At 58.1% G+C, this 12,813-nt stretch carries 11 protein-coding genes, 2 tRNA genes and 1 pseudogene; all 14 read left to right on the top strand.

Going from position 1 to position 12,813, the window contains the following annotated elements; genetic code table 11:
- A pseudogene (locus tag DBR18_RS29460) lies at positions 1–282 on the top strand (ATP-dependent metalloprotease); the annotation flags it as partial.
- Between the two features lie 8 nt (positions 283–290).
- The gene (folP, locus tag DBR18_RS19120; protein WP_108591468.1) at positions 291–1,142 is read left to right on the top strand and encodes a dihydropteroate synthase; all 852 of its coding nucleotides are present in this window, start codon (positions 291–293) and stop codon (positions 1,140–1,142) included.
- A gap of 16 nt (positions 1,143–1,158) precedes the next feature.
- Positions 1,159–2,496 carry a phosphoglucosamine mutase gene (gene glmM / locus DBR18_RS19115; protein ID WP_108591467.1) on the top strand — a complete coding sequence of 446 codons (1,338 nt, stop codon included), beginning with the start codon at positions 1,159–1,161 and terminating at the stop codon, positions 2,494–2,496.
- A 65-nt stretch (positions 2,497–2,561) separates the two neighbouring features.
- The gene (gene tpiA / locus DBR18_RS19110) at positions 2,562–3,317 is read left to right on the top strand and encodes a triose-phosphate isomerase (protein WP_008088336.1); all 756 of its coding nucleotides are present in this window, start codon (positions 2,562–2,564) and stop codon (positions 3,315–3,317) included.
- Positions 3,318–3,321: 4 nt separating this feature from the next.
- Positions 3,322–3,708, top strand: coding sequence for a preprotein translocase subunit SecG (gene secG / locus DBR18_RS19105; RefSeq protein WP_027610782.1), 387 nt, complete (start codon positions 3,322–3,324; stop codon positions 3,706–3,708).
- Positions 3,709–3,730: 22 nt separating this feature from the next.
- Positions 3,731–3,816, top strand: a tRNA-Leu gene (locus tag DBR18_RS19100).
- Between the two features lie 97 nt (positions 3,817–3,913).
- Positions 3,914–3,990: transfer RNA gene (locus DBR18_RS19095), tRNA-Met, on the top strand.
- A 138-nt stretch (positions 3,991–4,128) separates the two neighbouring features.
- Entirely contained in the window at positions 4,129–4,587 is a 459-nt protein-coding gene (gene rimP, locus DBR18_RS19090) for a ribosome maturation factor RimP (protein ID WP_007915250.1), read from the top strand.
- Between the two features lie 47 nt (positions 4,588–4,634).
- Complete coding sequence (nusA, locus tag DBR18_RS19085) at positions 4,635–6,116, top strand: transcription termination factor NusA (protein ID WP_003221546.1); 1,482 nt, start codon at positions 4,635–4,637, stop codon at positions 6,114–6,116.
- 27 nt (positions 6,117–6,143) lie between these two features.
- The gene (infB, locus tag DBR18_RS19080; RefSeq protein WP_108591466.1) at positions 6,144–8,660 is read left to right on the top strand and encodes a translation initiation factor IF-2; all 2,517 of its coding nucleotides are present in this window, start codon (positions 6,144–6,146) and stop codon (positions 8,658–8,660) included.
- Positions 8,661–8,819: 159 nt separating this feature from the next.
- A complete protein-coding gene (gene rbfA / locus DBR18_RS19075) occupies positions 8,820–9,218 on the top strand; it encodes a 30S ribosome-binding factor RbfA (protein ID WP_007961438.1) in 399 nt (132 codons plus the stop codon).
- Between the two features lie 4 nt (positions 9,219–9,222).
- Positions 9,223–10,140 carry a tRNA pseudouridine(55) synthase TruB gene (gene truB / locus DBR18_RS19070; protein WP_024011571.1) on the top strand — a complete coding sequence of 306 codons (918 nt, stop codon included), beginning with the start codon at positions 9,223–9,225 and terminating at the stop codon, positions 10,138–10,140.
- 141 nt (positions 10,141–10,281) lie between these two features.
- Complete coding sequence (gene rpsO, locus DBR18_RS19065) at positions 10,282–10,551, top strand: 30S ribosomal protein S15 (protein ID WP_003221553.1); 270 nt, start codon at positions 10,282–10,284, stop codon at positions 10,549–10,551.
- Positions 10,552–10,744: 193 nt separating this feature from the next.
- Positions 10,745–12,813: polyribonucleotide nucleotidyltransferase (gene pnp / locus DBR18_RS19060; RefSeq protein ID WP_108591465.1), on the top strand; the 2,069-nt coding region annotated here is incomplete at its 3' end.

The following is a 12,813-nucleotide window of genomic DNA, read 5'->3' as shown; positions in this document are numbered from 1 at the left end:
GAGACGGCGAAGCTGATCGACTCCGAAGTGCGCACCATCATTGATCAGTGCTACGGCACAGCCAAGCAAATTCTCACGGACAACCGTGACAAGCTTGATGCCATGGCTGATGCGCTGATGAAGTACGAAACCATCGATGCCGAACAGATCGACGACATCATGGCCGGTCGTACGCCTCGCGAACCACGCGACTGGACCGGTGGCACCGGGACCCCTCCGCCTCCAGTGGTTCAGGATGAGCGCCCGGAAACACCGATTGGCGGTCCGGCTGCTGACGTTTAAGGTTTGAAATGACTTCTGTACAGTCCCTGACCCGGTTGCCTTTTGGCGGCCGGGTTCTTGATTTGGCCCGGACGCATGTCATGGGCATTCTCAATGTCACTCCCGATTCTTTTTCCGATGGCGGCCGGTACAACCAGCTCGACGTGGCCTTGCGTCATGCGCAAAACATGGTCGCGGCGGGTGCGACGCTGATTGATGTCGGCGGTGAGTCGACACGGCCTGGTGCGCGTGTGGTTTCGCCACTCGAAGAGCTGGAGCGTGTAGCGCCTATCGTGGAGCTGATCCATCGAGAACTCGACGTGGTGATCTCGGTCGACACATCTACGCCGGCGGTAATGCGCGAAACCGCGCGCCTCGGTGCCGGATTGATCAATGATGTGCGCTCGCTGCGCCGTGACGGTGCGCTTGATGCTGCGGCCGCGACCGGATTGCCGGTTTGTCTGATGCATATGCAGGGCGAGCCAGGTGACATGCAGGACAATCCGCGCTATCAGGACGTTACCCGGGAGGTGGGTGAGTTTCTGTCTGAGCGCATGACTCAATGTGCGGCTGCGGGTATTCCTGCCGAGCGGATTATTCTTGATCCCGGCTTCGGTTTCGCCAAGACGCTGCAGCACAATCTAAGCTTGTTCAAGCATATGGAAGCCCTGCATGCGCTGGGCCGTCCGCTATTGGTCGGTGTTTCACGCAAAAGCATGATTGGCCACGCGCTGAATCGACCGGTGGGCGAACGTCTGTCTGGTGGGCTGGCGCTTGCGGCACTGGCATCGATGAAAGGGGCGCGTATCTTGCGCGTTCATGATGTGGCGGAAACGGTAGACGTGGTGCGCATGCTCGCGGCCGTGGAATCAGCCGAATAAGAATGATGGAGCACTTATGAGCAAGAAATACTTTGGTACTGACGGTATTCGTGGTCGTGTCGGTGAATATCCGATCACTCCGGACTTCATGCTCAAGCTCGGTTGGGCGGCTGGCATGGCCTTCCGCAAGATGGGCGCGTGCAAGGTTCTGGTCGGCAAGGACACGCGAATTTCCGGCTACATGTTTGAGTCGGCTCTTGAAGCGGGTCTGACTTCGGCGGGTGCTGATGTGATGCTGCTGGGGCCGATGCCGACGCCGGCTATCGCCTATCTGTCGCGTACTTTCCAGGCTGAAGCCGGGATCGTGATCAGCGCTTCGCACAATCCGCATGACGATAACGGTATCAAGTTCTTCTCCGGCAAGGGCACCAAGTTGCCTGATGAGCTGGAGTTGATGATTGAAGAATTGCTCGATACCCCGATGGCTGTGGTTGAGTCGAGCAAGATCGGCAAGGTGTCGCGCATTAACGACGCATCGGGTCGTTACATCGAATTCTGCAAGAGCAGTGTGCCTACCGGTACCAGTTTTTCCGGCCTGAAAATCGTGATCGACTGCGCAAACGGTGCGACCTACAAGGTTGCTCCAAGCGTCTTCCGGGAGTTGGGTGCGGAAGTTGTCGTACTGTCGGCTCAGCCTAATGGTCTGAACATCAATGACAATTGCGGTTCGACCCACATGGATCAGCTGCAGGCTGCTGTGTTGGCTGAACACGCCGATCTGGGTATCGCATTCGATGGCGATGGCGATCGGGTATTGATGGTCGATCACACGGGTGCCATCGTCGATGGTGACGAGTTGCTGTTCATCATCGCCCGTGATCTGCATGAGCGCGGAAAGCTTCAGGGCGGAGTGGTCGGAACACTGATGAGCAATCTGGGTCTGGAGCTCGCCCTGGCAGATCTCTCGATTCCATTCATTCGTGCCAATGTCGGTGACCGCTATGTGATCGCCGAATTGCTGGAGCGCAACTGGTTGGTCGGCGGCGAGAATTCCGGGCATATCGTCTGCTTCAATCACACCACTACCGGTGATGCGATCATTGCGGCGTTGCAGGTTCTGATGGCGTTGAAGGCTCGCAATGAAGGTCTTGCGCAAACGCGTCAGGCGTTGCGCAAGTGTCCTCAGGTGCTGATCAACGTTCGATTCGGCGGTGGCGACAGCCCGCTTGAGCATCCGGCTGTCAAGGAGGCCAGTGCGCGTGTAACCCAGGCAATGGCGGGTCGTGGTCGTGTGCTTTTGCGCAAGTCCGGCACAGAGCCTCTGGTGCGCGTGATGGTCGAAGGCGAGGATGAAACCCAGGTTCGCAGCTATGCCGAAGAACTGGCAAAACTGGTAACTGAAGTTTCTGCCTGATTCGGCTTGCCAGCCATGATTGTGTTGGGTAACATCTGCGCCCACTTTGACCGACGAGGTACAGCATGCGTCGCCCTATGGTAGCTGGTAACTGGAAGATGCACGGTACCCGCGCCAGCGTCGCTGAGCTGATCAACGGCCTTCGTCATCTGGCCTTGCCAAGCGGTGTTGATGTCGCGGTATTCCCGCCTTGCTTGCATATCAATCAGGTGATTGATGGTTTGAAAGGCAAGTCGATTTCGGTCGGCGCGCAGAATTCTGCGGTGGAATCGATGCAAGGTGCGTTGACTGGTGAGATTGCTCCTAGTCAGTTGGTGGATGCAGGTTGTTCCCTGGTGCTTGTCGGGCACTCCGAACGCCGCCAGATAATGGGCGAGCGAGACGGGATGCTGAATCGCAAGTTCGCAGCGGCACAGGCATGTGGCTTGATTCCGGTGTTGTGTGTAGGGGAAACCCTCGAGCAGCGCGAAGCCGGAAAAACTCTTGAGGTTGTCGGGCGTCAGCTGGGCAGCATCATCGAGGAGCTGGGTGTTGGTGCCTTTGCCAAGGCAGTCATTGCTTACGAGCCTGTCTGGGCCATCGGTACCGGACTGACTGCAACGCCGCAACAGGCTCAGGATGTGCATAAAGCCATTCGCGAGCAGTTGGCGGCAGAGAATTCTGAAGTCGCACGAGGTGTGCGGCTTCTATACGGCGGCAGCGTGAAGGCGGCCAATGCGGTCGAACTGTTCGGCATGCCGGATATCGATGGGGGGCTCATTGGTGGAGCTTCCCTGAATGCAGATGAGTTCGGTGCGATTTGTCGCGCCGCGGGAAACTGAAAAAATGCTGGAAACAGTCGTAGTCGTTTTTCATCTGCTGGGTGCATTGGGCGTAGTTGCTCTGGTTTTGCTGCAGCAGGGTAAAGGTGCGGACGCTGGCGCGTCTTTCGGAGCAGGTGCTTCAAATACTGTGTTCGGAAGCCAAGGTTCCTCTACCTTTCTTAGTAAGTTTACTGCTATACTTGCCGCCGGTTTCTTCATAACCAGCTTGGGGTTAGGTTACTTTGCTAAAGAGAAGGCTCATCAGCTGACTCAAGCAGGTTTGCCAGATCCAGCAGTGTTGGAAGTACCTAAGCAACAACAACCGGCTTCTGATGATGTTCCGGTGCTTCAAGAGCAAAAGTCGGCTACTCCAGCGACTGACGTACCTCCAGCTCAAGAGCAGAAGTAAGAAGGGTTTCAAACGTAGTTTTGCCGAGGTGGTGGAATTGGTAGACACGCAACCTTGAGGTGGTTGTGCCCATAGGGTGTAGGGGTTCGAGTCCCCTTCTCGGTACCAATTAGTCAGGAGAGCCCGCTGTTGCGGGCTTTCTTGCAGGTGGAAGGTTACATTGACCCTATAAGGGATCGGTCGTATACTTCCGCCCCAGCTTTGTCGCGGGGTGGAGCAGTCTGGTAGCTCGTCGGGCTCATAACCCGAAGGTCGTCGGTTCAAATCCGGCCCCCGCAACCAGTTTAAGGAGCCCCTTTTCAGGGGCTTTTTGTTAGCTGGACACTTTCTACGCCGCTGTTCGACGGCGTTTCAAGGATGGGCGTTTCGCCCATTTTTTTATTTTGCAGCGCATGCATTTACATGCACGAGGGGGTTCAGGTGTCGAGCAAGCTAGAAGAGTTGCAGGCCTTGTTGGCCCCGGTGGTCGTGGCCCTAGGCTATGAATGCTGGGGTATCGAGTTTTCGGCTCAAGGTCGTCACTCGATGTTGCGCGTTTATATCGATAAAGAGGGTGGCGTGCTGGTGGACGATTGCGCCATTGTCAGCCGTCAGATCAGCGGTGTCCTGGATGTTGAAGATCCTATCTCCGTTGAATACACCCTCGAAGTTTCCTCGCCTGGCATGGAACGCCCACTGTTCACTCTTGAGCAGTTTGCAAAATTTGCCGGTGAACAAGTGAAGATCAAGCTGCGCTCGCCCTTTGAAGGTCGACGCAACTTTCAGGGCCTTCTGCGCGGTGTAGAAGAACAGGATGTCGTGGTGCAGGTAGACGACCATGAGTTCCTGTTGCCGATCGATATGATCGACAAGGCCAACATTATTCCCAGTTTTGACTGAGACGCGGATCCCGCGGATCCAATGGCTTGCGAAAGGCGAGGCGTACGATGAGCAAAGAAGTACTGCTGGTTGTTGAGTCGGTATCCAATGAAAAGGGCGTACCGGCAAGCGTGATTTTTGAAGCGTTGGAGCTGGCTCTGGCCACTGCTACCAAAAAGCGTTTTGAAGACGAAGTTGACCTGCGTGTGGAAATTAACCGCCACACCGGTTCCTACGAGACTTTCCGTCGCTGGACAGTCGTCGAAGAGAATGATCTCGACGATCCTGCGATCGAAACCTGGCCAAGCAAGGTTGCCGAAACGCACCCTGGCGCCAAGGTCGGCGACGTCGTCGAAGAAAAGATCGAATCCATCGAGTTCGGCCGCATTGCTGCACAGACTGCCAAGCAAGTCATTGTGCAGAAAGTGCGTGAAGCCGAGCGCGCTCAAGTGGTCGACGCCTATCGCGAGCGCCTGGGAGAAATCATCTCCGGCACCGTGAAGAAAGTCACCCGCGACAACGTGATCGTCGATCTGGGCAACAACGCCGAAGCGTTGCTGGCGCGTGAAGACATCATTTCTCGCGAAACCTTCCGTGTCGGTGTGCGTCTGCGTGCACTGCTCAAGGAAATCCGCACCGAGAACCGCGGCCCGCAGCTGATCCTGTCGCGTACCGCGCCGGAAATGCTGATCGAGCTGTTCCGCATCGAAGTGCCGGAAATCGCTGAAGGCCTGATCGAAGTCATGGCGGCGTCCCGTGATCCGGGTTCGCGTGCCAAGATCGCCGTCCGTTCCAAGGACAAACGCATCGACCCGCAGGGCGCGTGCATCGGTATGCGCGGTTCGCGCGTCCAGGCCGTGTCGGGTGAGTTGGGCGGTGAGCGTGTTGATATCGTTCTTTGGGACGACAACCCGGCTCAGTTCGTGATCAACGCCATGTCCCCGGCCGAGGTTGCGGCAATTATCGTTGACGAAGATGCCCACGCCATGGACATCGCCGTTGGCGCAGACAATCTGGCTCAGGCCATCGGTCGTGGTGGTCAGAACGTGCGTCTGGCGAGCCAGCTGACTGGCTGGACCCTGAACGTGATGACCGAATCGGACATCCAGGCTAAGCAACAAGCAGAAACCGGCGACATCCTGCGCAACTTCATCGACGAGCTGGAAGTCGACGAAGAGCTGGCTCAGGTGCTGGTAGATGAAGGCTTCACCAGCCTGGAAGAGATTGCCTACGTACCGTTGGAAGAAATGCTCAACATCGACGGCTTTGACGAAGATATCGTCAACGAGCTTCGCGCTCGTGCCAAGGATCGTTTGTTGACCAAAGCCATCGCTACTGAGGAAAAGCTGGCAGACGCCCATCCGGCCGAAGACCTGCTCTCGCTTGAGGGTATGGACAAGGATTTGGCGATGGAACTGGCGGTGCGCGGCGTAATTACCCGCGAAGACCTGGCCGAGCAGTCTATTGACGACCTGCTCGACATCGACGGCATTGACGATGATCGTGCCGGCAAGTTGATCATGGCCGCCCGAGCCCACTGGTTCGAGTAATTAGGCGCGGCCTGAGGAGAGAAGTGCATGACGCAAGTCACGGTGAAACAACTGGCCGATGAGGTCAAAACACCGGTAGAGCGCCTGTTGCAGCAGATGCGTGAGGCAGGTCTGCCGCACACCGCCGCCGAAGAACATGTGACTGACAGTGAGAAGCAATCCCTGCTGACTCACTTGAAAAGCAGCCACAAGGCGAAAGTGGAAGAACCACGCAAGATCACGCTGCAGCGTAAAACCACCAGCACCCTGCGTGTGGCTGGTAGCAAGAGCATCAGCGTAGAAGTTCGCAAGAAGAAAGTTTTCGTACAGCGCAGCCCGGAAGAAATCGAAGCCGAGCGCCAGCGTGAACTGGAAGAGCGTCGCGCAGTAGAAAATGCTGCCCGTCAGAAGGCTGAAGAAGAAGCCAAGCAGCGCGCTGAAGAAGAAGCGCGTCGCCAGCCTGCTGCTGCGCCGTCTGCTCCTGCCGAGGCTGTTGCGGCCCCTGCGCCTGTAGCCGAACCAGTGCGCGAAGCTGCGCCGGTTGCTGCTGCGCCTGCTGCCGACACGCGCAAGCGTGACGAACAGCGCCGTCCGGACAAGCCACGTGCCGACGATAACAATCGTCGCGGCAGTGGTGATGGTGAGCGCAAAAACGCTCCGCATCGTGCATCGGTCAAAGAGAAAGCGCCGGCGCCACGTGTGGCTCCACGTACTACCGACGAAGAAAGCGATGGCTTCCGTCGTGGTGGTCGCGGCAAGGCCAAGCTGAAGAAACGCAACGCTCACGGTTTCCAGAGCCCGACCGGCCCTGTCGTGCGTGAAGTGAAGATCGGCGAAACCATCACTGTTGGCGATCTCGCTCAGCAGATGTCGGTCAAGGCTGCCGAAATCATCAAGTTCATGTTCAAGCTGGGTACCCCGGCCACCATCAACCAGGTACTGGATCAGGAAACTGCCCAACTGGTTGCTGAAGAGCTGGGCCACAAAGTGACCCTGGTCAGCGACACCGCCCTGGAAGATTCCCTGGCCGAGTCCCTGAAGTTCGAAGGTGAAGCGGTTCCTCGTGCGCCGGTCGTGACCGTAATGGGCCACGTTGACCACGGCAAGACCTCGCTGCTCGACTACATCCGTCGTGCCAAGGTAGCTGCTGGCGAAGCCGGCGGTATCACCCAGCACATCGGTGCGTACCACGTTGAAACCGAACGCGGCATGGTCACCTTCCTCGACACCCCGGGTCACGCTGCGTTTACCGCAATGCGTGCTCGTGGTGCCAAGGCGACCGACATCGTGATCCTCGTGGTTGCGGCGGACGACGGCGTGATGCCACAAACCATCGAGGCTGTTCAGCACGCTCAGGCGGCTGGCGTTCCTCTGGTGGTTGCGGTGAACAAGATCGACAAGCCGGGTGCCGACCTCGATCGCATCCGCAGCGAACTGTCGGTTCACGGCGTGACCTCCGAAGACTGGGGTGGCGACACTCCATTCGTACCGGTCTCGGCGAAAATGGGTACCGGCGTTGACGAACTGCTCGAAGCGGTTCTGCTGCAGGCCGAAGTGCTCGAACTGACCGCCACTCCATCGGCTCCTGGCCGTGGTGTTGTCGTCGAATCGCGTCTGGACAAGGGCCGTGGCCCGGTAGCTACTGTTCTGGTTCAGGACGGTACGCTGCGTCAAGGCGACATGGTACTGGTCGGCTCGAACTATGGCCGCGTGCGCGCCATGCTCGACGAGAACGGCAAGCCGATCAAGGAAGCAGGTCCGGCCATTCCGGTCGAAATCCTGGGTCTTGACGGCACTCCGGACGCTGGCGACGAGATGAGCGTGGTTGCCGACGAGAAGAAAGCCCGTGAAGTGGCTCTGTTCCGTCAAGGCAAGTTCCGCGAAGTCAAACTGGCTCGCGCTCACGCCGGCAAGCTGGAAAACATCTTCGAAAACATGGGCCAGGAAGAGAAGAAGACGCTCAACATCGTCCTCAAATCCGACGTCCGTGGTTCGCTGGAAGCTTTGCAGGGCGCTCTGAACGGCCTGGGCAACGACGAAGTGCAAGTGCGCGTGGTCGGTGGCGGTGTCGGTGGTATCACCGAATCCGACGCCAACCTGGCACTGGCTTCCAACGCTGTACTGTTCGGCTTCAACGTGCGTGCCGATGCTGGCGCACGGAAGATCGTCGAGCAGGAAGGTCTGGACATGCGTTACTACAACGTGATCTACGACATCATCGAAGACGTCAAGAAAGCCCTGACCGGCATGCTCGGCAGCGATGTTCGCGAGAACATCCTGGGTGTGGCCGAAGTGCGTGATGTGTTCCGTTCGCCGAAGTTTGGCGCGATCGCCGGTTGCATGGTGATCGAAGGTGTCGTGCACCGTAACCGTCCGATCCGTGTACTGCGTGAAGACATCGTTATCTTCGAAGGCGAGCTGGAATCCCTGCGCCGCTTCAAGGATGACGCTTCCGAAGTACGTGCCGGCATGGAATGCGGTATCGGCGTGAAGAGCTACAACGACGTCAAAGTCGGTGACAAGATCGAAGTCTTCGAGAAGGTTCAGGTTGCTCGCAGCCTCTGACTCGCGCACTTCAAGGGCCACGCCGAGCCGCCGCATGCACATGCGCGCCACGGCGTCAGGACTCTAAACGCAACGCCCGGTCTGGCTTTTGTCAGGCCGGGCGTTTGCCGCTTTCAGACCTTGCGGGTTTCACCGTAGGGCAGTAACAGGTAACAAATCATGGCAAAAGAATACAGCCGTACCCAACGTATCGGCGATCAGATGCAGCGTGAGCTGGCTCAACTGATCCGTCGTGAAGTCAAAGACCCACGTGTTGGTCTGGTCACCATTACCGCTGTGGAAGTCAGCCGTGACGTCGGTCACGCGAAGATCTTCATCACCGTGATGGGCCAGGACAACGCCGAAGACATCGCGCAAAGCATCAAGGTGCTCAACGCTGCCGCAGGCTTCCTGCGCATGCAACTGGCCCGTGAAATGAAGCTGCGCAGCGTGCCGCAATTGCACTTCCACTACGACGAAAGCGTCGTGCGTGGCGCGCACCTGTCGGCCCTGATCGAGCGCGCCGTGGCTGAGGACAATCAGCACGTGGCCGCTGCACCTGAAGACACCAAGGAGTAACTCGGTGGCTCAGGTCAAACGTATCCGTCGTAACGTCAGCGGTATCATCCTGCTCGACAAGCCGCTGGGGTTCACCTCCAACGCCGCGTTGCAGAAGGTTCGCTGGTTGCTCAACGCCGAGAAGGCCGGTCACACCGGCAGTCTCGACCCGCTGGCCACCGGTGTGTTGCCGCTGTGCTTTGGCGAGGCAACGAAGTTTTCGCAATACCTGCTCGATTCCGACAAGGGTTACGAAACCCTGGCGCAACTGGGCAAGACCACCACCACGGCAGACGCTGAGGGTGAGGTTTTGCAGGAGCGCCCGGTGACCGTTGGTCGCGCCGATGTCGAAGCGGTCCTGCCGAAATTTCGCGGGCAAATCAGTCAGATACCGCCGATGTACTCGGCACTCAAGCGTGACGGGCAGCCGCTGTACAAGCTGGCCCGTGCAGGCGAAGTAGTGGAGCGCGAACCGCGTTCTGTTACTATTGCGCGCTTGGAATTGCTGGCCTTCGAAGGCGATACTGCGCGTCTTGCGGTGGACTGCAGCAAGGGCACCTATATTCGCACCCTGGTGGAGGATATCGGTGAGCAACTCGGTTGTGGTGCGTACGTCGCGGAACTGCGGCGCACCCAGGCCGGGCCTTTCACCCTGGCGCAGACCGTGACCCTCGAAGAGCTGGAAGCGGTACATGCCGAAGGCGGCAACGAAGCGGTCGACCGCTTCCTGATGCCATCGGACAGCGGCCTGCAGGATTGGCCGCTGCTGCACTTCTCCGAAGCGAGTGCGTTCTACTGGCTCAACGGCCAGCCGGTACGTGCCCCGGATGCTCCGAAGTTCGGCATGGTACGGGTACAGGATCACAATGGTCGCTTCATCGGTATCGGTGAAGTGAGCGAAGACGGGCGCATCGCGCCGCGTCGACTGATTCGGTCAGAATGACCGGAAACCGGTCTGTGTAACAGCAGGCCGGCGAGTGTGGCTGTCAACAGGCACGGTCACTACTCATTTATAGATACAGGGATTTGTCCCTGGCCTGTTGAAACTGTTTTTGAAACAGTTTCCTGATAAAAGGATTGCCTCATGGCTCTCGACGTTCAAGAAAAAGCTCAAATCGTTGCCGACTACCAGCAAGCTGTTGGTGATACTGGTTCGCCAGAAGTGCAAGTTGCACTGCTGACCGCCAACATCAACAAACTGCAAGGTCACTTCAAGGCCAACGGTAAAGACCACCACTCCCGTCGTGGTCTGATCCGCATGGTAAACCAGCGTCGCAAGCTGCTGGACTACCTGAAAGGCAAAGATCTGAGCCGTTACAGCGCTCTGATCGGCCGCCTGGGTCTGCGTCGCTAATCAGCGATTGCGCTATGAGGTTGGTTGTCTGTCAGGCATCAGCGGTTTTCCGCTGATGGCTGGCAGGCTCCCAGCCTCAAGTTTTATCTGCACTACCGTTTTACCCGGACAGTCAGCGGGCCGATTCCCGACATTGCCCAAGAATTTCGCAAGAAACCAGTTCCCCCAAGAGCCACAAAGAAGGTAGGACACCGTGAACCCGGTAATCAAAAAATTCCAGTTCGGTCAGTCGACCGTTACCCTCGAGACTGGCCGTATCGCCCGTCAGGCCTCCGGCGCAGTATTGGTCACCGTTGACGACGACGTCAGCGTATTGGTGACCGTAGTCGGTGCCAAGCAAGCGGATCCAGGCAAGGGCTTCTTCCCTCTGTCCGTTCACTACCAGGAAAAAACTTACGCTGCCGGTAAGATCCCTGGCGGTTTCTTCAAGCGTGAAGGCCGTCCTTCCGAGAAAGAAACCCTGACTTCCCGACTGATCGACCGTCCGATCCGTCCGCTGTTCCCGGAAGGTTTCATGAACGAAGTGCAGGTTGTCTGCACCGTCGTTTCCACCAGCAAGAAGACCGATCCGGACATCGCTGCGATGATCGGTACTTCGGCTGCCCTGGCCATCTCGGGCATTCCGTTCGACGGCCCGATCGGCGCCGCTCGCGTCGCTTTCCACGAAAGCACCGGCTACCTGCTGAACCCGACCTACGAGCAGCAAGCTGCTTCGAGCCTGGACATGGTCGTCGCCGGTACTTCTGACGCCGTGCTGATGGTTGAATCGGAAGCCAAAGAGCTGACCGAAGACCAGATGCTGGGCGCGGTACTGTTTGCTCACGACGAGTTCCAGGTTGTGATCAACGCCGTTAAAGAACTGGCTGCAGAAGCTGCCAAGCCAACCTGGACCTGGGCGCCTGCTCCAGAAGCCACCGAACTGCTGGGCGCGATCCGTGCCGAGTTCGGCGAAGCGATCTCCCAGGCTTACACCATCACCGTCAAGGCTGACCGCTACGCGCGTCTGGGCGAGCTGAAAGATCAAGTGGTTGCCAAGCTGTCCGGCGAAGAAGGCCAGCCTTCGGCTGCCGACGTCAAAGCCGCTTTCGGCGAGATCGAATACCGCACCGTTCGCGAAAACATCGTTAACGGCAAGCCACGTATCGACGGCCGCGACACCCGCACCGTACGTCCGCTGAACATCGAAGTCGGCGTACTGCCGAAGACTCACGGTTCGGCGCTGTTCACTCGCGGTGAAACCCAGGCTCTGGTAGTCGCGACACTGGGTACTGCCCGTGACGCACAGCTGCTGGACACTCTGGAAGGTGAGAAAAAAGACCCGTTCATGCTGCACTACAACTTCCCTCCGTTCTCGGTGGGCGAGTGTGGTCGCATGGGTGGCGCCGGTCGTCGTGAAATCGGTCACGGCCGTCTGGCCCGTCGTTCGGTTTCGGCCATGCTGCCAGCCGCTGACGTGTTCCCGTACACCATCCGTGTGGTTTCGGAAATCACCGAATCCAACGGTTCGAGCTCGATGGCTTCCGTTTGCGGCGCTTCCCTGGCCCTGATGGACGCTGGTGTTCCAATGAAGGCGCCGGTTGCCGGTATCGCCATGGGTCTGGTCAAGGAAGGCGAGAAGTTCGCTGTTCTGACCGACATCCTGGGTGACGAAGACCACCTCGGCGACATGGACTTCAAGGTAGCCGGTACCGCCAAAGGCGTTACTGCGCTGCAGATGGACATCAAGATCAAGGGCATCACCGAAGAGATCATGGAAATCGCTCTGGGCCAGGCCCTGGAAGCGCGCCTGAACATCCTCGGTCAGATGAACCAGATCATCGGCCAGTCGCGTACCGAACTGTCGGCCAACGCACCGACCATGATCGCGATGAAGATCGACACTGACAAGATCCGTGACGTTATCGGTAAAGGTGGCGCGACCATCCGTGCGATCTGCGAAGAAACCAAGGCTTCGATCGACATCGAAGACGACGGTTCGATCAAGATCTTCGGCGAAACCAAGGATGCCGCAGAAGCTGCTCGTCAGCGCGTTCTGAGCATCACTGCAGAAGCTGAAATCGGCAAGATCTACGTCGGCAAGGTTGAGCGCATCGTCGACTTCGGCGCATTCGTCAACATCCTGCCGGGCAAGGACGGCCTGGTGCACATCTCGATGCTGAGCGATGCTCGCGTAGAGAAAGTCACCGACATCCTGAAAGAAGGCCAGGAAGTGGAAGTGCTGGTACTGGACGTGGACAACCGCGGCCGTATCAAGCTGTCCAT

Origin of the sequence: Pseudomonas sp. HMWF021 (assembly GCF_003061005.1) — a bacterium.
Lineage (GTDB): Bacteria > Pseudomonadota > Gammaproteobacteria > Pseudomonadales > Pseudomonadaceae > Aquipseudomonas.
The sequence above is the reverse complement of the archived record's forward strand: the minus strand, read 5'-3'. Positions and strand labels throughout refer to the sequence as shown.